The organism is Pseudomonas sp. 29 (genome assembly GCF_002754355.1).
Lineage (GTDB): Bacteria > Pseudomonadota > Gammaproteobacteria > Pseudomonadales > Pseudomonadaceae > Aquipseudomonas > Aquipseudomonas neuropathica.
The window spans coordinates 460,889-483,488 of the sequence record NZ_PEEY01000001.1 but is presented as its reverse complement, the minus strand read 5'-3'; the positions used below and the strand labels follow the sequence as shown (position 1 = coordinate 483,488).

The 22,600-nt window shown below is 58.6% G+C and carries 18 protein-coding genes and 1 pseudogene; 4 read left to right on the top strand and 15 right to left on the bottom strand.

The features are described 5' to 3' along the window. Positions 1–389 precede the first annotated feature (389 nt). The 10 genes and pseudogenes from aceA to CLU80_RS02200 all read right to left on the bottom strand — a co-directional run bounded on the left by aceA (position 390) and on the right by CLU80_RS02200 (position 11,040). On the bottom strand, positions 390–1,715 hold the full coding sequence (aceA, locus tag CLU80_RS02240) for an isocitrate lyase (RefSeq protein WP_093434273.1): 1,326 nt from the start codon (positions 1,713–1,715) through the stop codon (positions 390–392). Positions 1,716–2,188: 473 nt separating this feature from the next. Continuing rightward, positions 2,189–2,950: a secretin N-terminal domain-containing protein gene (locus CLU80_RS02235; RefSeq protein WP_099756645.1), complete on the bottom strand. Its 762-nt coding sequence runs from the start codon at positions 2,948–2,950 to the stop codon at positions 2,189–2,191. A gap of 243 nt (positions 2,951–3,193) precedes the next feature. Further along, positions 3,194–3,619, bottom strand: a complete 426-nt coding sequence (locus CLU80_RS02230; RefSeq protein WP_099756644.1) for a GNAT family N-acetyltransferase — start codon at positions 3,617–3,619, stop codon at positions 3,194–3,196. Next, positions 3,612–4,781 (bottom strand): ribosomal protein uL16 3-hydroxylase, encoded by a 1,170-nt coding sequence (locus CLU80_RS02225; RefSeq protein ID WP_099756643.1) that lies wholly within the window; start codon positions 4,779–4,781, stop codon positions 3,612–3,614. The genes CLU80_RS02230 and CLU80_RS02225 overlap by 8 nt, the downstream gene beginning before the upstream one ends. A gap of 86 nt (positions 4,782–4,867) precedes the next feature. Next, positions 4,868–6,238, bottom strand: coding sequence for an adenylosuccinate lyase (gene purB, locus CLU80_RS02220; RefSeq protein WP_099756642.1), 1,371 nt, complete (start codon positions 6,236–6,238; stop codon positions 4,868–4,870). 127 nt (positions 6,239–6,365) lie between these two features. Further along, a complete protein-coding gene (hflD, locus tag CLU80_RS02215; RefSeq protein WP_016987411.1) occupies positions 6,366–6,989 on the bottom strand; it encodes a high frequency lysogenization protein HflD in 624 nt (207 codons plus the stop codon). Then, positions 6,986–8,110: a tRNA 2-thiouridine(34) synthase MnmA gene (gene mnmA / locus CLU80_RS02210; RefSeq protein WP_003223826.1), complete on the bottom strand. Its 1,125-nt coding sequence runs from the start codon at positions 8,108–8,110 to the stop codon at positions 6,986–6,988. Before mnmA ends, hflD begins: the two co-directional genes overlap by 4 nt. 59 nt (positions 8,111–8,169) lie before the next feature. Beyond that, positions 8,170–8,616, bottom strand: a complete 447-nt coding sequence (locus CLU80_RS02205; RefSeq protein ID WP_099756641.1) for an NUDIX hydrolase — start codon at positions 8,614–8,616, stop codon at positions 8,170–8,172. 28 nt (positions 8,617–8,644) lie between these two features. Continuing rightward, positions 8,645–8,743, bottom strand: a pseudogene (locus CLU80_RS30110) (metal ABC transporter ATP-binding protein); the annotation flags it as partial. Between the two features lie 71 nt (positions 8,744–8,814). Continuing rightward, a complete protein-coding gene (locus CLU80_RS02200) occupies positions 8,815–11,040 on the bottom strand; it encodes an NADP-dependent isocitrate dehydrogenase (RefSeq protein ID WP_099756640.1) in 2,226 nt (741 codons plus the stop codon). A 481-nt stretch (positions 11,041–11,521) separates the two neighbouring features. On the opposite strand from CLU80_RS02200, the gene icd reads away from it, so the two are divergent. Further along, positions 11,522–12,778, top strand: coding sequence for an NADP-dependent isocitrate dehydrogenase (icd, locus tag CLU80_RS02190; RefSeq protein ID WP_034155137.1), 1,257 nt, complete (start codon positions 11,522–11,524; stop codon positions 12,776–12,778). Between the two features lie 86 nt (positions 12,779–12,864). On the opposite strand, the gene CLU80_RS02185 is transcribed toward icd, so the two are convergent. Beyond that, complete coding sequence (locus CLU80_RS02185) at positions 12,865–13,170, bottom strand: cold shock domain-containing protein (protein WP_099759334.1); 306 nt, start codon at positions 13,168–13,170, stop codon at positions 12,865–12,867. A 224-nt stretch (positions 13,171–13,394) separates the two neighbouring features. Between CLU80_RS02185 and clpS the strand changes: the two genes are divergently transcribed. Both clpS and clpA read left to right on the top strand, forming a co-directional pair. Further along, the gene (gene clpS / locus CLU80_RS02180) at positions 13,395–13,778 is read left to right on the top strand and encodes an ATP-dependent Clp protease adapter ClpS (RefSeq protein ID WP_016987405.1); all 384 of its coding nucleotides are present in this window, start codon (positions 13,395–13,397) and stop codon (positions 13,776–13,778) included. A gap of 30 nt (positions 13,779–13,808) precedes the next feature. Next, complete coding sequence (gene clpA / locus CLU80_RS02175; protein WP_016987404.1) at positions 13,809–16,079, top strand: ATP-dependent Clp protease ATP-binding subunit ClpA; 2,271 nt, start codon at positions 13,809–13,811, stop codon at positions 16,077–16,079. Positions 16,080–17,032: 953 nt separating this feature from the next. Here clpA and infA read toward each other — a convergent pair. From infA to trxB, 4 genes are all read right to left on the bottom strand, one after another. After that, positions 17,033–17,251, bottom strand: coding sequence for a translation initiation factor IF-1 (infA, locus tag CLU80_RS02170; protein ID WP_002553999.1), 219 nt, complete (start codon positions 17,249–17,251; stop codon positions 17,033–17,035). Between the two features lie 112 nt (positions 17,252–17,363). Further along, positions 17,364–18,071, bottom strand: a complete 708-nt coding sequence (locus CLU80_RS02165; protein ID WP_093434294.1) for an arginyltransferase — start codon at positions 18,069–18,071, stop codon at positions 17,364–17,366. Between the two features lie 57 nt (positions 18,072–18,128). Next, entirely contained in the window at positions 18,129–18,809 is a 681-nt protein-coding gene (aat, locus tag CLU80_RS02160) for a leucyl/phenylalanyl-tRNA--protein transferase (RefSeq protein ID WP_099756639.1), read from the bottom strand. Positions 18,810–18,870: 61 nt separating this feature from the next. Beyond that, complete coding sequence (gene trxB / locus CLU80_RS02155; RefSeq protein ID WP_093434300.1) at positions 18,871–19,830, bottom strand: thioredoxin-disulfide reductase; 960 nt, start codon at positions 19,828–19,830, stop codon at positions 18,871–18,873. A 297-nt stretch (positions 19,831–20,127) separates the two neighbouring features. Between trxB and CLU80_RS02150 the strand changes: the two genes are divergently transcribed. Continuing rightward, complete coding sequence (locus CLU80_RS02150) at positions 20,128–22,536, top strand: DNA translocase FtsK (protein WP_034155142.1); 2,409 nt, start codon at positions 20,128–20,130, stop codon at positions 22,534–22,536. The last annotated feature ends 64 nt before the right edge of the window (positions 22,537–22,600 follow it).

The following is a 22,600-nucleotide window of genomic DNA, read 5'->3' as shown; positions in this document are numbered from 1 at the left end:
GATAATTGATATCGTTTGCGGGCGTTTTGTAACTGTTTAACGGGATGTCAGTTGGGAAGTTGTCTTACTTGCACGTTACTGCAATTAGCGACGGCGCCCGTTTTAGCGGATTTTTCTGACGGTTGTACCGCTCTGGATCAATGTTTTGATTCGCGGCTGACGCTTTTCCTGTGGGAGCGAGCTTGCTCGCGAATGCGGTTCATCATTCGACATGGATAGTGACTGACATGACGCCTTCGCGAGCAAGCTCGCTCCCACAGGGGGGTTGTGGCGTATGGGAGATTGTCTCGGGCAAAAAAACGCCCCGAACCAGTCGGGGCGTCAGTTTTGCGGCTCTGCGGTTAGCTTTCTATACGATCCGCAAAGGCCGTTTGCTCAGCGAGGCAGAATCAGTGGAACTGTTCTTCTTCGGTCGAACCGGTCAGTGCGGTTACCGAGGACGAGCCACCTTGAATCACAGTGGTCATGTCGTCGAAGTAGCCGGTGCCCACTTCCTGCTGGTGAGCCACGAAGGTGTAACCCTTGGCGGCGTCAGCGAATTCCTGCTCTTGCAGCTTCACGTAGGCAGTCATGTCGTTGCGGGCGTAGTCGTGCGCCAGGTTGAACATGCTGTGCCACATGTTGTGAATGCCGGCCAGGGTGATGAACTGGTGCTTGTAACCCATGGCGGACAGTTCGCGCTGGAACTTGGCGATGGTCGCGTCGTCCAGGTTTTTCTTCCAGTTGAAGGAAGGCGAGCAGTTGTACGACAGCAGTTGGTCCGGGTATTCCTTTTTGATCGCTTCGGCGAAGCGACGAGCTTCGTCCAGATCCGGCTTGGCGGTTTCGCACCAGATCAGGTCGGCGTACGGCGCGTAGGCCAGGCCGCGAGCGATGGCTTGATCCAGACCGGCACGAACCTTGTAGAAACCTTCCTGAGTGCGCTCGCCAGTCACGAACGGCTGGTCGTACGGGTCGCAATCGGATGTCAGCAGGTCAGCAGCGTTCGCATCGGTACGGGCCAGAATGATGGTCGGGGTACCGGCAACGTCAGCAGCCAGACGAGCAGCGGTCAGCTTCTGTACGGCTTCCTGAGTTGGAACCAGTACTTTACCGCCCATGTGACCGCATTTTTTCACGGAAGCCAGTTGGTCTTCGAAGTGAACGCCGGCGGCGCCTGCTTCGATCATGCTCTTCATCAGCTCGTAGGCGTTCAGCACGCCACCGAAACCGGCTTCGGCGTCAGCCACGATCGGCGCGAAGTAGTCGATGTAGCCATCGTCGCCCGGGTTCTTGCCGGCTTTCCATTGGATCTGGTCAGCACGACGGAACGAGTTGTTGATGCGCTTGACCACGGTTGGCACCGAGTCCACCGGGTACAGCGACTGGTCCGGGTACATGGATTCTGCGGAGTTGTTGTCCGCAGCCACTTGCCAGCCCGACAGGTAGATCGCCTGGATACCGGCTTTAACCTGCTGAACAGCCTGGCCACCGGTCAGGGCGCCCATGCAGTTGACGAAATCTTTCTCAGGACGGAAGGAAGGCTTGGCACCCTGGGTGACCAGGTTCCACAGCTTCTCGGCGCCCATTTTTGCAAAGGTGTGCTCAGGTTGAACCGAGCCACGCAGACGGACGACGTCAGCAGCGGAGTAAGTGCGTGTCACGCCTTTCCAGCGCGGGTTTTCAGCCCAGTCTTTTTCGAGGGCTGCAATTTGCTGTTCGCGTGTCAGTGCCATGGAGATAAACCTCGTCGCGTCTTTATGAAAAGTTGTTCTGCGGTGGAAAATTCCTGCGCTCGCTGACCAGAAGCTTAGGTGGTCAAGTCGGATTCGGCGGGGTAGGCGACGGGATGAACGATAGGCTCGAGGGGAAGTGAGCAGGTAGTGGCGGACTGCGGGCGCATTCGGGCGTCGTGGGCCTTTATACGGTCTACAGTGTGAAGCCGGGTTACCTAATTACGCTTCCGTCCCTCGGGACAACTTCGTTCCAGTCGGCAACCTCGTCAAACACACCTTGTGGGCGGTACAGACACGAAGCGGTTCGCGGGGTAGGTGCGAACATCGCTTCGAAGGCCCTTGCCAGGGCCTCTGATTAGCGGGAGCGAGGCCATCATGCCTTCGCTTTTTTACCCCGTCAAACGTTTTGTAGTGCTTTTTTTCAAGCACTACATCTTTCGTCTAATACGACTAATCAGTCAGTTTTCGGTGCTTTAGTCCAGGGCGTCGACTTTGACCCGCAAGGTCATGTCATCCCGGCCTTGAGTCGAGTAGCTGCGGGTCAGGCCCTGTTTGTCGGCCTGAGTCTGGCGATTCACGCCGGCGAGGGTGATCCACTCACCAAGGCGCCCGCTGACCGTTGTGTCGGTGCTTTGCACGTTCACTACATCGGGACGTTCCTGGCTCATGCGGTCACGGTTGGTACTGATTGCCAGGTGAACGATGTCGCCGGTGACGCTGGCGGTGACATAGAAACCCTGGGTGACGTTGCGGTATTGGGTCTGGCTGCTGTAATCGCCATAGGAGTTGCTCTGGCTACTGGTGATCGGCACGCTTTGCCCGACTTGAATCAGCGCCGGCATGCCATCGGTGGCCTGTACTTGCTGCACGCCGCCGTCGCGGCTGGCGGTGCTGCGGCTGATGATGCGGGTCTGGTTCGGTTGGGCGCCGTTGACCGAATAACCTTCGTCGCCACGGCCATTGTTTTCATTGGTGTCGACGGTGATCAGCAGGCGTTTCGGCGCCGTGTCGAGTTGGGTGATCAGTGCCTTGAGTTCCTGAATCTTGTCCGGCTCGGCCTTGATGATCAGTTGGTTGCCATAGGCGCTGACCTGACCGTCCTTGCCGAGGAAGTCTTGCGCCATCGGCAGCATGTCAGTACTGGTGCGGTAATTGAGGGGCACGATTTCTGTGGCTGCCATCACCGAAAAACTGCAACCGAGCAGCAGGGTGGTGAGCAGGGTGCGTAGGGACATGTCCGTTATCTCCGCTTTCGAAAGTCTTGATATTGCCAGTTTGTCGGCCTTGGGTGGGGCAAGTTGAATCGTAGACAGCAAAACGCCCCGGCATCCGAAAATGGCAGGGCGTTTTGCGGTGTTCTTGCTGGCCTCTTCGCGAGCAGGCTCGCTCCCACATTAAATCTCTGTCTGACACAAATATCGCGTCCGCTGGAGATCCCCTGTGGGAGCGAGCCTGCTCGCGAAAGCCGCGCCGCGGTCTCAACCCGAATGCCGAACCATGTCGACATGCGGAATCCCGGCTTCGAGGAATTCCTCGCTGATCAGGCTGAAGCCGAGGCGCTCATAGAACGCCGTGGCCTGCACCTGAGCGCTGAGCATTTGCTGCTTCAAGCCACGCGCTTCAGCTTCAGCGATGACTGCTTGCATCAGCGCATCACCGACCTTCATCCCGCGCCAGTCTTTCAGTACCGAAACGCGGCCAATGTGCCCATCAGGCAACAGGCGCGCAGTACCAATCGGAAAGTCGCCTTCAAACGCCAGAAAATGCACGGCGGTCGCATCGTCCGCGTCCCATTCCAGCTCAGGTGGCACCGATTGCTCGGCGATGAACACCGTTTCACGAATGCGCCGGATCTCGGCGATGTCCTTCTGCCAGTCTGCGACACGTACGCGAATCTTATTCATCGGCGAACCCCAGGCTCCCTTGCTTGACCAGCTGGCACAGCAGGCCGCAAGCGTCTTCGTCGTTCAGCCACTCACCGAGGTTGTCGGTGTGCAGGGCGTCGGCGGCGCAGATCAGCTTCAGCAGTTCGCGCAGCTTGCCCGGCAGGTAACGGCTCTGGCCGCTGGCAAACAGCAGCAGGTCGTCATCGACTTCCGACCAGGCCAGGCGTGCGCTCGGATTGCGGATGAGAATGGCGCCATCCTGCAGGGCGGCGAGGAAATCTTCTTCTTCGATTTCTTCCGGGCCGGCCACCAGTTCCGGGTAGCGCGGCTCGGTCATGTACTGGCCGAACCAGGTCAGCAGCAGGCGCTCGTCGCTCATGTGTTCGGCAAGCAGGGCTTTCAGGCGATCCAGTGCATCGTGCTGAATCTGGTGTGGATCGGCTGCAGGCTGTGCGTCGGCGTCGGTGTAGCGCTCTTCATCAGTCAGGAACTGGCTGAGGAAGTCGGTGAAGTGAGTCAGCACTTCGGAAGCGCTTGGTGCGCGGAAGCCGACCGAGTAGGTCATGCAGTTATCGACCGCGACACCGCAGTGCGCCAAGCGCGGCGGCAGGTAGAGCATGTCGCCCGGTTCCAGTACCCATTCTTCGTTCTCGTGGAATTCAGCGAGGATGCGCAGGTCCGCGTGTTGCAGCAGCGGGCTCTCGGAATCGCACATCTGGCCGATTTTCCAGTTGCGCTTGCCGTGGCCTTGCAGCAGGAACACGTCGTAGTTGTCGAAGTGCGGGCCGACGCTGCCACCCGGGGCGGCGAAGCTGATCATCACGTCGTCGACGCGCCAGCTCGGCAGGAAACGGAAGTTTTCCAGCAGTTCGCTGACTTCCGGGACGAATTGGTCGACGGCTTGAACCAGCAGGGTCCACTCTTTTTCCGGCAATTTGCTGAATTCGTCTTCAGCGAACGGGCCGCGACGCAGTTCCCATGGACGCTCGCCGTGCTCGATCACCAGGCGCGATTCGACTTCTTCTTCCAGGGCCAGGCCGGCCAGTTCGTCGGCGTCGATCGGGCTTTCGAAGTCAGGAATCGCCTGACGGATCAGCAGTGGCTTTTTCTGCCAGTAGTCGCGCAGGAATTCGCGTGCTGTGAGGCCGCCCAGAAGTTGAAGAGGAATATCGGAATTCATATGTAACCTATTGAAAAAAAGCACTTTTCAGACGGGAATAAAAACGCCCGGCGCGGCCGGGCGTCTCAAACGGATCAAGCGGTCGATCAGATGCGTTTGGCTTGCGCTACAGCGTTGCCGATGTAGTTGGCCGGGGTCAGTTGCTTGAGCTCGGCTTTCGCTTCGGCAGGCATGTCCAGGCCATCGATGAAAGTCTGCAACGCTTCAGGGCTGATGCCCTTGCCGCGGGTCAGTTCTTTCAGCTTCTCGTACGGGTTTTCGATGTTGTAGCGGCGCATCACGGTCTGGATCGGCTCAGCCAGCACTTCCCAGCAAGCGTCGAGGTCAGCGGCAATCTTCTGCTCGTTGAGCTCCAGTTTGCTGATGCCTTTGAGGCTGGCTTCGTACGCGATCACGCTGTGGGCGAAGCCGACACCGAGGTTACGCAGTACGGTGGAGTCGGTCAGGTCGCGCTGCCAGCGGGAGATCGGCAGTTTGCTCGCCAGGTGCTGGAACAGTGCGTTGGCGATGCCCAGGTTGCCTTCGGAGTTTTCGAAGTCGATCGGGTTGACCTTGTGCGGCATGGTCGACGAACCGATTTCGCCAGCGATGGTGCGCTGCTTGAAATAACCCAGGGAGATGTAGCCCCAGATGTCACGGTCGAAGTCGATCAGGATAGTGTTGAAGCGCGCGATGGCGTCGAACAGCTCGGCGATGTAGTCGTGCGGTTCGATCTGCGTGGTGTACGGGTTGAAGCCCAGGCCCAGCTCGTCTTCGATGAAGGCGCGGGCATTGGCTTCCCAGTCGATCTGCGGGTAGGCCGACAGGTGGGCGTTGTAGTTACCGACAGCGCCGTTGATCTTGCCCAGCAGCGGCACGGCAGCGACTTGAGCGATCTGACGCTCGAGACGGTAAACCACGTTCGCCAGCTCTTTACCCAGAGTGGTCGGCGAAGCCGGCTGACCGTGAGTGCGCGACAGCATTGGCACGTCAGCGAAACGGATGGCCAGTTCGCGGATCGCGTTGGCGGTCTGGCGCATCAGCGGCAGCATCACGTCGTCACGGCCTTCGCGCAGCATCAGGGCGTGGGACAGGTTATTGATGTCTTCGCTGGTGCAGGCAAAGTGGATGAACTCGCTGACCTTGGCCAGCTCCGGCAGCTTGGCCGCCTGCTCCTTGAGCAGGTATTCGATCGCTTTGACGTCGTGGTTGGTGGTGCGCTCGATCTCTTTGACGCGCTCGGCGTGCTCCAGCGAGAAGTTTTCAGCCAGTTCATTGAGAACGGCGTTGGCCTCGGCGGAGAAGGCTGGCACTTCAGGGACACCAGCGTGGGTGGCCAGGCGCTGGAGCCAGCGCACTTCAACCAGAACACGGGCACGGATCAGGCCGTACTCGCTGAAAATCGGGCGCAGGGCCTGGGTTTTGCCGGCGTAGCGGCCGTCAACAGGGGAAACCGCAGTGAGCGAAGAAAGCTGCATGGGGTGTTCTCGGACAGTCGGGCAACGAAATGGGGCGCGTATCATACATGAAAAAATCCGCCGGTCCGTTGCCAACTGACCGGCGTATTACGCGTTACAGACTACAAAGCTTTTATTGCGCGGCGATTTACTCGCTGCGCATCAACGGATACAGCTCTTTGAGCAGCTTGCGCCGGCTGATCACCAACTGCCAGCGATGGCCGCCGAGCTGCCGCCACAGGCGCGCTGAACGAATGCCGGCGAGGAGCAGGGCGCGAATCTTCGAGGCGTTGCTTGGCTGCTGCAGATTGCGCATGTCGCCATGCACCTGAATGCGTTGGCGCAAGGTGCTCAGGGTGTCCTGGTACAGCGCGCCGCAAGCCGCGACCACGTTTTCGTGGGCCGGGCCGAAATGCTCGACTTGCGACTGGATCTGCGGCAAGCGCTTGCCGATGATGTCGAGCATGTCGTTGCGCTTGGCCAGTTGACGTTCCAGGCCGAGCATCGACAGGGCATAACGCAGCGGCTCGCGTTGCAGCGTGCTCGGGTCGCGTTCAAGGGCGCCAATCAGTGCACGGTAACCTTCGCGCAAATTGATGTCGTCGCCGCCGTACACGTCCAGCGTATCCTTCGGGTCGCGCACGAGCAGGCTGCCGAGCATGCAGCTCAGGCCGGCCTCGCTGGTCTGGCCGGTCTTGGCGATCCGGTCGACCAGCACGGCGGCGAGAAACACGCCGCCGAGCGCCGTCAGTTGCTCCTGAGTCGGGCTCATGCCTGGCCGCTCCACGGCTCGGCCACTTCGATCACGCCGCCACCTAGGCAGATTTCACCGTCGTAGAACACCACGGACTGGCCCGGCGTCACCGCGCGTTGCGGTTCGTCGAACACGGCGCGGTAGCCGCTGGCGGTTTTTTCCAGGGTGCAGGCTTGATCGCTCTGGCGATAACGCACTTTCGCGGTCAGGCGCAGCGGCTGGCTCAGGTCGATCGGGTTGACCCAATAGATTTCCGAAGCGAGCAGGGCGCTGGAGAACAGCCACGGATGGTTGTTGCCCTGGCCGACGATCAGCTCGTTGGTGTCGAGATCCTTGCGCAGCACGTACCAAGGCTCATCGCCGGCGTCTTTCAAACCGCCGATGCCCAGACCTTGGCGCTGACCGATGGTGTGGTACATCAAGCCGTGGTGACGGCCGATGACTTCGCCTTCGGTGGTTTTGATTTCGCCCGGTTGCGCCGGCAGGTATTGCTTGAGGAAGTCGCTGAAGCGCCGCTCGCCGATGAAGCAGATCCCGGTGGAATCCTTCTTCTTGGCGGTCGCCAGCTCGTATTTCTCGGCAATGGCGCGCACTTCCGGCTTTTCCAGTTCGCCGACCGGGAACAGGGTCTTGGCGATCTGTTCACCGCCGACGGCGTGCAGGAAGTAGCTCTGATCCTTGTTCGGATCGAGGCCTTTGAGCAGTTCGGTGCGGCCATCGATGTCGCGACGACGCACGTAGTGACCGGTGGCGATCAGGTCGGCGCCGAGCATCATGGCGTAGTCGAGAAACGCCTTGAACTTGATCTCGCGGTTGCAGAGGATGTCCGGGTTCGGCGTACGGCCGGCCTTGTATTCGGCCAGGAAGTGCTCGAACACGTTGTCCCAGTACTCGGCGGCGAAGTTGGCGGTGTGCAGCTTGATGCCGATCTTGTCGCAGACAGCCTGAGCATCCGCCAGGTCGTCCATGGCGGTGCAGTATTCCGTTCCGTCGTCTTCTTCCCAGTTCTTCATGAACAGGCCTTCCACCTCGTAACCCTGCTCGATCAGCAGGAGAGCGGAAACGGAAGAGTCCACGCCGCCGGACATGCCGACAATGACGCGCTTCTTGGATGTGTCAGAAGGGGCTGGATCACGCATAGGGATTCAATGAGTGTCTTGAAAAAGGACGCGATTCTAGCAGGCTCGCGGCCTCAAGGCTAAAGAGAAGGGCGGATCAGTTCGAGGCTGAAGTGATGGCCGGCCAGATAATCGTCGATGCAACGGATGATCAGCTCGCTGCGCCAGTTGTCGCGCTGGGCGATTAATTCGTCACGGGTCAGCCACTTGGCGCCGACGATGCCGTCATCGAGCTGGTAGTCGGGGTGATGTTCCACGGCTTTGGCGCTGAAGCACACGCGCTGGTAAGTCACGCCGTTGCTCGGTGCGGTGTACAGGTATATGCCGATCACGCCGGTAGGTTCGACGTCCCAGCCGGTTTCTTCGAGGGTCTCGCGCACGGCGGCGTCGATCAGGGTTTCGTCCGGGTCGAGATGGCCGGCGGGCTGGTTGAGCACGTTACGCCCAGCCTTGTGTTCCTCGACCATCAGGAAGCGGCCGTTGTCCTCGACGATGGTGGCGACGGTGATGTGGGGGAGCCATTCCATAAAACCTTCCTCAATCTATTGGTTGAAACCCAATCCCCTGTGTGAGCGAGCTTGCTCGCGAATGCGGTTTATCATTCAACATTTTCATTGACTGACCCGCCGCCTTCGCGAGCAAGCTCGCTCCCACAGGGGAAGTGTGAACTCTGGAAACACAAACCCCGGCACGAGGCCGGGGTTTGTGATGTTCCCTTTACAACCTTAAACCAGCGCAGCAATCGCCGCGTTGAGGGTTGCGCTTGGGCGCATGGCCTTGCTGATCAGCTCGGCATTGGCGTGGTAGTAACCGCCGATGTCGACTGGCTTGCCCTGAACGGCGTTGAGCTCGGCAACGATGGTTGCTTCGTTCTCGGTCAGAGTCTTGGCCAGAGTCGCGAACTGCGCTTGCAGTGCAGCGTCTTCAGTCTGGGCAGCCAGGGCCTGGGCCCAGTACATCGCCAGATAGAAGTGGCTGCCGCGGTTGTCGATGTTGCCGACTTTGCGCGATGGCGACTTGTTGTTGTCGAGGAACTGGCCGGTGGCCTGATCCAGGGTTTTCGACAGCACCAAGGCTTTCGGGTTGTTGTAGTTCACACCCAGGTGCTCAAGGGACGCTGCCAGTGCGAGGAACTCGCCCAGCGAATCCCAGCGCAGGAAGTTCTCTTCAACCAGTTGCTGCACGTGCTTCGGTGCCGAACCGCCGGCGCCGGTTTCGAACAGGCCACCGCCGTTCATCAGCGGCACGATCGACAGCATCTTGGCGCTGGTGCCCAGTTCCATGATCGGGAACAGGTCGGTCAGGTAGTCGCGCAGTACGTTGCCGGTCACCGAAATGGTGTCCTTGCCTTCGCGGGTGCGCTGCAGGGTGTACTTCATGGCGTCGACCGGCGCCATGATCTGGATGTCCAGACCGGTGGTGTCGTGATCCTTCAGGTAAGCCTGAACTTTCTCGATCACTACGCCATCGTGAGCGCGCATCGGGTCCAGCCAGAAGATCGCTGGCGTGCTGCTCGCGCGAGCACGGTTGACGGCCAGTTTGACCCAGTCCTGGATCGGCGCGTCTTTGGTCTGGCACATGCGGAAGATGTCGCCGGCTTCAACAGCCTGTTCCATCAGCAGGTTGCCCTTGCTGTCGGTGACGCGAACCACGCCGTCAGCCTTGATCTGGAAAGTCTTGTCGTGCGAGCCGTACTCTTCGGCTTTCTTCGCCATCAGGCCAACGTTTGGCACGCTGCCCATGGTGGTCGGATCGAAAGCGCCATTGGCTTTGCAATCTTCGATCACAGCCTGGTAGATGGTCGCGTAGCAACGATCCGGGATCACAGCCTTGGTGTCGTGCAGTTGACCGTCGGTGCCCCACATTTTGCCGGAGTCACGGATCATTGCCGGCATCGAGGCGTCGACGATCACGTCGCTCGGCACGTGCAGGTTGGTGATGCCTTTGTCGGAGTTGACCATCGCCAGCGATGGACGAGCAGCGTAGACGGCGGCCATGTCGGCTTCGATCTGCGCTTGCTGCTCGGCCGGCAGGGCTTTGATGCGCGCGTACAGATCGCCGATGCCGTTGTTCAGGTTGAAGCCGATCTCGGCCAGCACGTCAGCGTGCTTGGTCAGGGCGTCTTTATAGAACTCGGCAACGATCTGGCCGAACATGATCGGGTCGGAGACCTTCATCATGGTCGCTTTCAGGTGAACCGACAGCAGCACGCCTTGGGCCTTGGCGCTTTCGATTTCAGCAGCGATGAACGCGCGCAGGGCGTTTTTGCTCATCACGGCGCAGTCGAGGATCTCGCCAGCCTGAACGGTGGTTTTTTCTTTCAGAACGGTAGCGGTACCGTCCTTGGTGATCAGCTCGATCTTCACGGCGTCAGCGGCGTCGATCAGGGCAGCTTTTTCGCTGCCGTAGAAATCGCCGGTGCTCATGTGAGCGACGTGGGACTTGGAGTCTTTGGCCCAGGCGCCCATTTTGTGCGGGTGCTTGCGCGCGTAGTTCTTCACCGACAGCGGTGCACGACGGTCGGAGTTGCCTTCACGCAGAACCGGGTTCACGGCACTGCCCTTGACCTTGTCGTAACGCGCCTTGGCATCTTTGTCGGCGTCGCTGGTCACGGTTTCCGGGTAGTCCGGCAGGTTGTAACCCTGAGCTTGCAGCTCTTTGATCGCGGCTTGCAGCTGTGGCACCGAAGCGCTGATGTTCGGCAGCTTGATGATGTTGGCTTCAGGCGTAACGGCCAGGTCGCCCAGTTCGGCGAGGTGGTCGGCTACGGCTTTGTCGCCCAGTTGCTCGGGGAAGCTGGCCAGAATACGTGCTGCAAGAGAGATATCGCGGGTTTCCACGGCGATATCGGCCGAGGCGGTGTAAGCCTCGATGATCGGCAGCAGGGAATAGGTGGCGAGGGCTGGAGCTTCGTCGGTGAAGGTATAGATGATCTTCGAGCGGGTGGGCATATTCGGATTAACTCTCTCTTCTTTGCTAAAGCGTGCGCAGAAACTCGAGGGGCGCCGGGTAAGCGCGTTCGTTCAAAGTCATCCATGAACCGAATGTCGAGATTCTTCGCGGTGATGTTGGGTGCATCAGTAGAGCGTCAAGCAGTCGGACTGCGGTAACAACCCGACCAATCAGGCGGAAAGTCTCGTGCTAGAGAGGCCAGCCGTCGTGACCCTGTGGTCAGCGGGCGGCATTATACATAGGTAGCTGGCAATCTGCCGATGGTTCATATGCAACGATTCTCGTCCATTGGTCTAAAGGTCGCAGGGCGGGGTCGGGCGTAGAGTCGTCGCGAATGCTTGAGTTTGGCGCTTTTCCCTTTGCTTTCAGGCTTGTACGAAACGAGATGTAGGCGCGCCACGAACAGAGGGTTTGCGTGTTGATTTAACTGGGTTACGCTCGGACCAAGCCAGATGTTCAATCCAAACAATGGAGTTCAGCATGGGTTACAAGAAGATTCAGGTTCCAGCCGTCGGCGACAAAATCACCGTCAATGCAGACCATTCTCTCAATGTTCCTGATAACCCGATCATCCCCTTCATCGAAGGTGACGGCATTGGTGTCGACATCAGCCCGGTGATGATCAAGGTTGTCGATGCTGCAGTTCAAAAGGCATACGGCGGTAAACGCAAGATTTCCTGGATGGAAGTCTACGCCGGGGAAAAAGCCACTCAGGTTTATGATCAGGACACCTGGTTGCCTCAGGAAACTCTCGATGCCGTCAAGGATTACGTGGTTTCCATCAAAGGCCCGCTGACCACCCCGGTCGGTGGCGGCATCCGCTCGCTGAACGTGGCCCTGCGTCAGCAACTCGACCTGTACGTCTGCCTGCGCCCGGTGCGCTGGTTTGAAGGCGTGCCAAGCCCGGTGAAAAAGCCCGGCGACGTCGACATGACCATTTTTCGCGAGAACTCCGAAGACATCTATGCGGGCATTGAGTGGAAGGCCGGTTCGCCGGAAGCCACCAAGGTCATCAAATTCCTTAAAGAAGAAATGGGCGTCACCAAGATCCGTTTCGACGAAAACTGCGGCATCGGCGTCAAGCCGGTTTCGCTGGAAGGCACCAAGCGTCTGGCGCGCAAGGCCCTGCAATATGTGGTCGATAACGACCGCGATTCGCTGACCATCGTGCACAAAGGCAACATCATGAAGTTCACCGAAGGTGCCTTCAAAGAGTGGGCCTACGAAGTGGCCGCTGAAGAATTCGGCGCGACCCTGCTCGACGGCGGTCCGTGGATGCAGTTCAAAAACCCGAAAACCGGCAAGAACGTTGTGGTCAAAGATGCCATCGCCGACGCCATGCTCCAGCAGATCCTGCTGCGCCCGGCCGAATACGATGTGATCGCGACCCTGAACCTGAACGGCGACTACCTCTCCGACGCCCTGGCGGCGGAAGTGGGCGGTATCGGCATCGCGCCGGGCGCCAACCTGTCCGACACCGTGGCGATGTTCGAGGCCACCCACGGTACTGCGCCGAAGTACGCCGGCAAGGATCAGGTCAACCCGGGTTCGCTGATTCTCTCTGCAGAGATGATGCTGCGCCACATGGGCTGGACCGAAGCGGCGGATCTGATCATCAAGGGCACCAACGGCGCCATTGGTGCCAAGACAGTGACCTATGACTTCGAACGTCTGATGGATGGGGCCAAGCTGGTTTCGTCTTCGGGCTTCGGCGATGCGCTGATTTCGCATATGTAAAACGCGGGCACATAAAAACCGCCTGATTCTTCATTGAGTCAGGCGGTTTTTTATTGCTTGGGGTATTCAGGTGAAGATCAGTCAGCTCACGCTTTGGCAGTTGCGGCGGCAGCAGCAGCGGCAGCGCCAAAAGCAGCACTCTCAGAGGGGCTGGATGGTTCAATGATGACGTTTGTGATTTTTAGGGCATGCAGCCCCTTGGGGCCTTGAACAATCTCAAAACTCACCAGTTGTCCAGCCTTGAGGGTTCTATACCCGTCCATCTGAATGGCGGAGTAGTGCGCAAAGAAATCAATCTCTTTTCCGTCTTCATCGCGGCCTTCGCGGGCGTCGGTATTGATAAAGCCGAATCCCTTGGCATTGTTGAACCATTTCACCTTGCCGACAGCCATGCTCAAATCCCTCTGCAACAGACTCCATCGCTGGAGTATCATCCAATTCATCCGCAATCTTATTCGTTAAAAGAATTGACTCCGCGGATCTTTTTTACCCACTGTGGGTTCTATTGGTTGTAACACCGTTTTCCCGATAGTCAAGGTGACCGGGCAGTCGGAGTTGAAAACGTGGACAGCCGCCCCCACCACTGTATTTGCACAACTGACGAACCTTTCTTTCCATGCATGCAATCAGCCAGATTCGACTAACATTCAATCAGGATCGCCCGCTTCTCCAAAAGGATCTTCCAGAGGAGCACGACGACGATTCGGCAGGCGTTGCTGTTCAGGAAGCAAAGCCTGCGTTACAGGCGCCGCCGATGTACAAGGTGGTTTTGTTTAATGATGACTACACACCGATGGATTTCGTCGTCGAAGTGCTCGAGGTGTTTTTTAACCTGAATCGCGAGCTGGCGACCAAGGTCATGCTGGCCGTCCACACAGAAGGGCGGGCAGTATGTGGAGTGTTTACCCGCGACATCGCCGAGACAAAGGCCATGCAGGTCAACCAGTACGCCAGGGAAAGCCAGCATCCGCTACTCTGTGAAATCGAGAAGGACGGTTAATCGCCGACCACTTGGGTATGAGGTGAAGCTATGTTAAACCGCGAGCTCGAAGTCACCCTCAATCTAGCCTTCAAGGAGGCTCGTTCGAAACGTCATGAATTCATGACCGTCGAACACCTTTTGCTGGCCCTATTGGACAATGAGGCTGCCGCCACCGTTTTGCGTGCCTGTGGCGCAAACCTCGACAAACTCAAGCATGACCTGCAGGAGTTCATCGACTCCACCACGCCATTGATCCCCGTTCATGACGAAGATCGTGAAACCCAGCCAACCCTGGGCTTCCAGCGTGTACTGCAACGTGCTGTTTTCCACGTACAGAGCTCGGGCAAACGCGAAGTGACTGGCGCCAACGTGCTGGTCGCAATCTTCAGTGAGCAAGAGAGTCAGGCAGTGTTCCTGCTGAAACAGCAGAGCGTTGCGCGCATCGATGTCGTCAATTACATCGCTCATGGCATATCCAAAGTGCCGGGGCATGGCGATCACTCTGAAGGTGAACAAGATATGCAGGACGACGAGGGCGGTGAGTCTTCTTCTTCAGGCAATCCTCTGGATGCTTATGCCAGCAACCTCAACGAACTCGCGCGCCAGGGTCGTATCGATCCGCTGGTCGGCCGTGAGTCGGAAGTCGAGCGTGTCGCGCAGATTCTCGCGCGCCGGCGCAAAAACAATCCACTGCTGGTAGGCGAGGCGGGCGTGGGTAAAACCGCGATTGCCGAAGGCCTGGCCAAGCGCATTGTTGATAATCAGGTGCCGGACCTGCTGGCCAACAGCGTTGTTTACTCGCTCGACCTTGGCGCTCTGCTCGCGGGCACCAAGTATCGTGGTGATTTCGAGAAGCGCTTCAAGGCGCTGCTCAACGAACTGAAAAAACGTCCGCAGGCAATCCTGTTCATCGACGAAATCCACACCATCATCGGTGCCGGCGCTGCTTCCGGTGGCGTGATGGATGCTTCGAACCTGCTCAAGCCGCTGCTGTCGTCTGGCGACATTCGCTGCATCGGCTCGACCACGTTCCAGGAATTTCGTGGCATCTTCGAGAAGGACCGTGCCCTGGCGCGTCGCTTCCAGAAGGTCGATGTGGTCGAGCCGTCGGTGGAAGACACCATCGGTATCCTGCGCGGCCTGAAAGGGCGTTTCGAGCAGCACCACAACATCGAATACAGCGATGAGTCGTTGCGCGCCGCTGCTGAGCTGGCATCGCGCTACATCAACGACCGGCACATGCCGGACAAGGCCATCGACGTGATCGACGAGGCGGGCGCCTATCAGCGTCTGCAACCGGTCGAAAAACGCGTGAAGCGCATCGAAGTGCCACAGGTCGAAGACATCGTGGCGAAAATCGCACGGATTCCACCGAAGCACGTCACCAGTTCCGACAAGGAGCTGCTGCGTAACCTGGAGCGTGACCTGAAGCTGACGGTGTTTGGTCAGGACGCGGCGATCGATTCGCTGTCGACCGCGATCAAGCTGTCGCGTGCCGGGCTTAAATCACCCGACAAGCCAGTCGGTTCGTTCCTGTTCGCAGGCCCGACCGGTGTTGGTAAAACCGAGGCTGCGCGGCAATTGGCCAAGGCCTTGGGGATCGAGCTGGTTCGCTTCGACATGTCCGAATACATGGAGCGTCACACCGTGTCGCGTCTGATCGGTGCGCCTCCTGGGTATGTCGGTTTCGATCAGGGCGGTCTGTTGACCGAGGCGATCACCAAGCAGCCGCATTGCGTATTGCTCCTTGATGAAATCGAGAAGGCGCATCCGGAAGTCTTCAACCTGCTGTTGCAAGTGATGGATCACGGTACGCTGACCGACAACAACGGGCGCAAGGCGGACTTCCGCAACGTAATTGTGATCATGACCACCAACGCTGGTGCCGAAACAGCGGCGCGTGCTTCGATCGGTTTCACCCATCAGGACCACTCGTCTGATGCGATGGAAGTGATCAAGAAGAGCTTTACGCCGGAGTTCCGTAACCGTCTGGACACCATTATCCAGTTTGGTCGCCTCAGTCATGAGGTCATCAAAAGTGTGGTGGACAAGTTCCTTACCGAGCTTCAGGCGCAGTTGGAAGACAAGCGTGTGTTGCTTGAGGTCACTGATGCTGCGCGTAGTTGGCTGGCGGCGGGTGGTTATGACTCGGCGATGGGTGCGCGTCCGATGGCTCGTCTGATCCAGGACAAGATCAAGCGTCCGTTGGCGGAGGAGATTCTGTTTGGCGAGCTGGCCGAGCATGGCGGTGTGGTGCACATCGACATCAAGGATGGTGAGTTGACGTTTGACTTCGAGACCACGGCTGAGATGGCCTGACGGTTTGATGTTGATTTGGAAGGCGCCTTCGGGCGCCTTTTTGTTATTTGTCGTTTGGGTTTTTTGGGTGAATATCCGTTGCTGCGGTGATGGCTTATTACGGTTTCGCCCTTACGGCGACTCACTTTTTTTCAAACGCCAAAAAAAGTAAGCAAAAAACGCTTGCTCCTACGTGCGGCCCGCTCGCTGGGGCTCGGGGTTCCTTCGCTGCGGGATCGATCCGGGCGCAGCGCCTACGGTTTGCTTCGCTGCACCTCCTCTCGCTGTGTTTGGCTGCGCCAAACGGTCGCTGCGCTCCCACGCCCGGATCAATCCCTCCACTCAGCCTTCCGACGTCGCCTTACAGATCAAAAGCTGCAGCCGAGCTAACGCTCATCCTGTTGAGTGGTGAGGAGCACAGCGTGGTCGGCTTTGGATTTGTGGTGGATTCGCCCCTCACCCCAGCCCTCTCCCGAGGGAGAGGGAGCCGATGGTGAGTCTCTCAAAATTCGCGTTCAACTCGATATCCCAAGTCGGAGTAGTTCTCCCAAACAACTCGGTCAGTCCCCTCTCCCTCCGGGAGAGGGCTAGGGTGAGGGGCTTTTGATCTGGCTTTGGCTTTTGATGTGGTTTTTGATCTTTTGCCCCATCGGCAGGCCGAGCGTAGGTGTTCATCCGGGGGTAGGCGCGCAGCGCCGTGCGGCGTAGCCGCATACATCGAGAGGAGGTGCAGCGAAGCAAACCGTAGGCGATGCCCCCGGATGGACACCGTAGCGAGGGAACGCTGAGCCTCAGCGAAGTGCCGTACGCCAGGGGCAAAGCCTTTTGGTTCCTTTTTGGCGTTTGAAAAAGGGACTCGCTGTAAGAGCGAAACCGCCAGCGGTCGCACCCAAAAAAACGGATATACACACAAAACCAACAAAGCGCAGACACAAAAACGCCCGGCATAAACCGGGCGTTCTGTATTGACTTGATTAACGAGCGCGGTAAGTGATGCGCCCTTTGCTCAAGTCATAGGGCGTCAGCTCGACGCGCACTTTGTCACCGGTAAGAATACGAATGTAGTTCTTGCGCATCTTGCCGGAAATATGCGCGGTTACGACGTGCCCATTTTCCAACTCCACACGAAACATGGTGTTGGGCAGGGTGTCGACGACAGTGCCTTCCATTTCGAAGCTGTCTTCTTTCGACATGCAGTAAAGCCCTCGGTATCCAATGAATGGCCCGGTGCAACTGCGCCAGGCAAAAGCGGCGTGCATTGTGCCCGAAAAATGGGGTTTACGCCAAGGGGTTTACGGCTTGGGTTTAGTTGAGGATCACCCAGCGCTGATTAATCAGCAATTCGATGGGGCGATATTGCGTCTTGTAGTTCATCTTTTTGCAGTTCTTGATCCAGTAACCGAGGTAGACCGCCTCAAGCCCGAGGCGCTGGCTCTCGGCGATTTGCCAGAGGATGGCAAATCGGCCAAGGCTGCGGCGTTCTTCGGCGGGTTCGTAGAAGGTGTACACGGCTGACAAACCGTTGGGCAGCAAATCGGTAACCGCCACGGCGAGCAACCGTCCGTCGAGTCGGAACTCGTAAAAGCGCGAGAACGGCAAGTCGCGGACCAGAAACGTCGCGAACTGATCACGGCTCGGCGGGTACATGTCGCCGTCTGCATGACGCTGTTCGATGTAACGCTGATACAGGTCGAAATACTCTTCGCTGAATTGCGGTTTGGCCGGGCGCACCTGCAAATCCGTATTGCGCTTGAGAATCCGCTTCTGCTGACGATTGGGCATGAACTGCGCCACGGGAATGCGCGCAGGCACGCACGCATTGCAGTTCTGGCAATGCGGCCGGTACAGATGATCGCCGCTGCGACGAAAGCCCATTTCCGACAGGTCTGCGTAGACATGCACATCCATGGGCTGACTCGGATCGAGAAACAGGGTCGTGGCCTGCTCCTCGGGCAGATAACTGCAAGAGTGAGGCTGAGTGGCATAGAACTTCAATCGCGCCAACTCGGTCATGATCAACCCTCGGGATAAGCTGGTGAATTAAGTGTAAGCCACGCGCGCAAAAGTCGCTCAGCAAACCCAGGTGGCACGATTGGGTTGGTCCAGATGGCGGGCCAGATAGTCGGCGAATTCCTGGCGGGGAATGGCTCTGGCGCCGAGGCTGTGCAGATGATCGGTCGGCATCTGGCAATCGATCAGCACGAATCCCGAGTCTTTCAGGTGCCGCACAAGGGTGGCAAAGCCGAATTTCGAGGCATTGTCGGCGCGGCTGAACATCGATTCACCAAAAAACAGTTGGCCCATCGCCAGGCCGTACAGGCCACCGACCAGTTCGCCCTGATCCCAGACCTCCACCGAATGCGCGAAGCCGCGACGATGCAGTTCGACATAGGCGTCCTGCATCGCCTCGGTGATCCAGGTGCCATCGGCGTAATCCCGTGGTGCGGCACAGGCGCGGATCACGGCATCGAAATCCTGATCGAAGGTGACTTGATAGCGTTCCTGGCGCAGCAGTTTGCCGAGACTGCGCGAGACATGCAGTTCGTCGGGAAATAAGACGGTGCGCGGATCCGGCGACCACCAGAGAATCGGCTGTTCCTCGGAAAACCATGGAAAGCAGCCATGGCGATAAGCTTGAATCAGCCGGTCGGCCGACAAATCGCCACCCGCAGCCAGCAATCCGTTGGGGTCGCGCATGGCCTTTTCCAGCGGCGGAAAAGTCAGGGAATTACGTTGTAACCAAGTCAGCATGGCATCCAGGCTTACAGAAGGGGAGGGCGGTGGGGCGTCTGGCCCGCGATAAAGTGTGCCGTTAAATGACAGGAATGTCGTCCAGATACTTCTCGGCATCCAGTGCGGCCATACACCCGGCACCGGCTGACGTTACCGCCTGGCGGTAAACGTGGTCGGCCACGTCACCGGCGGCAAACACCCCGGGAATCTCGGTGGCGGTGGCGTCGCCGTCGCTGCCGCCCTTGACCCGCAAGTAGCCGTCGCGCATCGGCAACTGGCCTTGGAACAGGTCGGTGTTGGGCTTGTGACCAATGGCAATGAATACGCCGGCCAACGCCAGTTCGCGGGTTTCGCCGGTATGACTGTCCCGCAGTCGCGCGCCGGTGACGCCGCTGGCATCGCCGAGCACTTCGTCGAGATTCTGGTTCCAGTGCAGGCGCACGTTGCCGTTCGCAGCTTTCTCGAACAGTTTGTCCTGAAGGATTTTCTCCGAACGCAGTTTGTCGCGACGATGGATCAGGTGCACCTCCCTGGCGATGTTCGACAGGTAAAGTGCCTCCTCAACCGCCGTATTGCCGCCGCCGACCACGGCGACCACCTGATTGCGATAGAAGAAGCCGTCACAGGTCGCACAGGCGGAAACGCCTTTGCCGGCGAAGGCTTCTTCCGAGGGCAAGCCCAGATACTGCGCCGAGGCGCCGGTGGCAATGATCAGTGCGTCGCAGGTGTAAGTGCCGCTGTCGCCGATAAGCTCGAACGGGCGCTGCTGCAACTTGGCGGTGTGGATGTGGTCGTAAACGATCTCTGTGGCAAAGCGTTCGGCGTGTTTCTGCATGCGCTCCATCAGCACCGGGCCGGTGAGGCCTTCGACGTCACCGGGCCAGTTGTCGACCTCGACGGTGGTGGTGAGCTGGCCACCGGCCTGCAGGCCGGTGATGACCACGGGTTTGAGGTTGGCGCGGGCGGCATACACGGCAGCGCTGTAACCGGCCGGGCCGGAGCCGAGGATGATCAGGCGTGAATGCTTCGCTACGTTCATCAAATAGACCTCATAAGCCTTTGTCACAAAAGGTAATGCATGCTCAAATTGAGTCTCGGCTTGTGTGTGCTTGACTATGCTCGATCCTGGGGCTTGAAGCATGGCATCGCACGCACAAACCCGTACAATGCCGGGCTGTTACAGAATGTTCGCCGTGCGCTGTATTTATAAAAGCGGCAGCACAGTGTTAAAAGTAGTCTCAGTTGCGCTCGTTCACTTTTTTACCTGCCTGGATTGGGCAGTTTTTTATCGTCATTCAATAGATGGACGCGCCTCGGGCGCAGGAAAAGAAGCGTTTTGAAGAAATCCACCGAAGCACCAAAAACAGTCGTCCCGCTCTGGCGCCAACAGTTGCACTACCGGCTCAAGGAAGGTGCATTGATCGCCATCGGTGCCTTGTGCCTGTTCCTGATGATGGCTTTGCTGACCTACGGCAAGGACGATCCAGGCTGGAGCCACAACAGCAAGATCGATGACGTACAGAATTTCGGCGGCCCGGCGGGTTCCTACAGCGCCGACATCCTGTTCATGGTGCTGGGTTACTTCGCCTATATCTTCCCGTTGCTGCTGGCGATCAAGGCGTACCAGATTTTCCGCCAGCGCCACGAGCCGTGGCAGTGGAGCGGCTGGCTGTTTTCCTGGCGTCTGATCGGTCTGGTGTTTCTGGTGCTGTCTGGCGCTGCGCTGGCGCATCTGCACTTTCACGCGGCCTCGGGCCTGCCGGCGGGGGCTGGTGGCGCGTTGGGCGAAAGCCTCGGCAATCTGGCGAAGAATGCGCTGAATATTCAGGGCAGCACCCTGTTGTTCATCGCGCTGTTCCTGTTTGGCCTGACAGTATTTACCGATCTGTCGTGGTTCAAGGTGATGGATATCACCGGCAAGATCACCCTTGATCTGTTCGAACTGTTTCAAGGCGCGCTCAATCGCTGGTGGTCGGCCCGTACCGAGCGCAAGCAACTGGTTGCGCAATTGCGTGAAGTCGACGATCGCGTGCATGACGTGGTCGCGCCGACGGTCACTGACAAGCGCGAACAAGCCAAAGTCAAAGAACGCCTGATCGAACGTGAGCAAGCCCTGAGCAAGCACATGTCCGACCGCGAGAAACAAGTGCCGCCGGTTATCGCCCCGGCGCCGGCCAAGGCGCCCGAGCCAAGCAAGCGCGTGCAGAAAGAGAAGCAGGTGCCGTTGTTCGTCGACAGCGCTGTGGAAGGCACCTTGCCGCCGATCTCGATTCTTGATCCTGCGGAAAAGAAACAACTCAATTACTCACCGGAATCCCTGGCGGCGGTCGGCCATTTGCTGGAGATCAAGCTCAAGGAGTTCGGTGTCGAGGTCACGGTGGATTCGATTCACCCGGGCCCGGTGATTACCCGTTACGAAATCCAGCCTGCCGCCGGTGTCAAAGTCAGCCGCATCGCCAACCTGGCCAAAGACCTTGCACGTTCCCTGGCCGTGACCAGTGTGCGGGTGGTCGAGGTGATTCCGGGCAAGACCACCGTCGGTATCGAGATTCCCAACGAAGACCGGCAGATCGTGCGCTTCTCCGAAGTGCTGTCGACGCCTGAATACGACAATTTCAAATCGCCGGTCACCCTGGCGCTGGGTCACGACATCGGCGGTAAGCCGGTCATTACTGACCTGGCGAAGATGCCGCACCTGCTGGTGGCCGGTACGACCGGTTCCGGTAAGTCGGTGGGTGTGAACGCGATGATCCTGTCGATCCTGTTCAAGTCCGGCCCGGAAGACGCCAAGCTGATCATGATCGACCCGAAAATGCTGGAACTGTCGATCTACGAAGGCATTCCGCATCTGCTTTGCCCGGTTGTGACCGACATGAAAGACGCTGCCAATGCCCTGCGCTGGAGCGTTGCCGAGATGGAGCGCCGCTACAAGCTGATGGCGAAGATGGGCGTGCGTAACCTGTCCGGCTTCAACGCCAAGGTCAAGGAAGCGCAGGATGCCGGCGAGCCGTTGAGCGATCCGCTGTACAAGCGTGAAAGCATTCACGACGAAGCGCCGCTGCTGCAGAAACTGCCGACCATCGTCGTGGTGGTCGACGAATTCGCCGACATGATGATGATCGTCGGCAAGAAGGTTGAAGAACTGATCGCCCGTATCGCCCAGAAGGCCCGTGCTGCCGGTATTCACTTGATCCTCGCGACCCAGCGGCCGTCGGTGGACGTGATCACCGGTCTGATCAAGGCCAACATTCCGACGCGTATGGCGTTCCAGGTGTCGAGCAAGATCGACTCCCGCACCATCATCGATCAGGGTGGCGCCGAACAACTGCTCGGTCACGGTGACATGCTCTACATGCCGCCGGGCACCAGCCTGCCGATTCGGGTTCACGGTGCATTCGTATCCGACGATGAGGTACACCGTGTGGTCGAAGCGTGGAAACTGCGCGGCGCACCGGAATACAACGATGACATCCTCAACGGTGTCGAAGAAGCTGGCAGCGGTTTTGAAGGCAGCAGCGGTGGCGGCGACGGCGATGATCCGGAAGCCGACGCGCTGTACGATGAAGCTGTACAGTTTGTACTGGAAAGCCGTCGTGCCTCGATTTCCGCTGTACAGCGCAAGCTGAAGATCGGCTACAACCGCGCCGCTCGGATGATCGAAGCCATGGAAATGGCCGGGGTCGTCACCTCGATGAACACCAACGGTTCCCGTGAAGTCCTGGCCCCGGGCCCGGTACGCGACTGATTGCAAACGCAAGAGGCGGGACAATGATGTGCCGCCGCTCTCCCAACGAGTATTCAAGAGGACT

Coding starts and splice junctions, on each gene's coding strand:
- CLU80_RS02205 (WP_099756641.1), bottom strand. CDS start 8,616: ATGGAATGGCTCCCCCACATCACCGTCGCCACCATCGTCGAGGACAAC.
- CLU80_RS02235 (WP_099756645.1), bottom strand. CDS start 2,950: ATGTCCCTACGCACCCTGCTCACCACCCTGCTGCTCGGTTGCAGTTTT.
- infA (WP_002553999.1), bottom strand. CDS start 17,251: ATGTCGAAAGAAGACAGCTTCGAAATGGAAGGCACTGTCGTCGACACC.
- mnmA (WP_003223826.1), bottom strand. CDS start 8,110: ATGCGTGATCCAGCCCCTTCTGACACATCCAAGAAGCGCGTCATTGTC.
- trxB (WP_093434300.1), bottom strand. CDS start 19,830: ATGAACGTAGCGAAGCATTCACGCCTGATCATCCTCGGCTCCGGCCCG.
- aceA (WP_093434273.1), bottom strand. CDS start 1,715: ATGGCACTGACACGCGAACAGCAAATTGCAGCCCTCGAAAAAGACTGG.
- hflD (WP_016987411.1), bottom strand. CDS start 6,989: ATGAGCCCGACTCAGGAGCAACTGACGGCGCTCGGCGGCGTGTTTCTC.
- CLU80_RS02200 (WP_099756640.1), bottom strand. CDS start 11,040: ATGCCCACCCGCTCGAAGATCATCTATACCTTCACCGACGAAGCTCCA.
- purB (WP_099756642.1), bottom strand. CDS start 6,238: ATGCAGCTTTCTTCGCTCACTGCGGTTTCCCCTGTTGACGGCCGCTAC.
- CLU80_RS02230 (WP_099756644.1), bottom strand. CDS start 3,619: ATGAATAAGATTCGCGTACGTGTCGCAGACTGGCAGAAGGACATCGCC.
- aat (WP_099756639.1), bottom strand. CDS start 18,809: ATGCTGACTTGGTTACAACGTAATTCCCTGACTTTTCCGCCGCTGGAA.
- clpS (WP_016987405.1), top strand. CDS start 13,395: ATGCATGCAATCAGCCAGATTCGACTAACATTCAATCAGGATCGCCCG.
- CLU80_RS02165 (WP_093434294.1), bottom strand. CDS start 18,071: ATGACCGAGTTGGCGCGATTGAAGTTCTATGCCACTCAGCCTCACTCT.
- clpA (WP_016987404.1), top strand. CDS start 13,809: ATGTTAAACCGCGAGCTCGAAGTCACCCTCAATCTAGCCTTCAAGGAG.
- CLU80_RS02185 (WP_099759334.1), bottom strand. CDS start 13,170: ATGGCTGTCGGCAAGGTGAAATGGTTCAACAATGCCAAGGGATTCGGC.
- CLU80_RS02225 (WP_099756643.1), bottom strand. CDS start 4,781: ATGAATTCCGATATTCCTCTTCAACTTCTGGGCGGCCTCACAGCACGC.
- icd (WP_034155137.1), top strand. CDS start 11,522: ATGGGTTACAAGAAGATTCAGGTTCCAGCCGTCGGCGACAAAATCACC.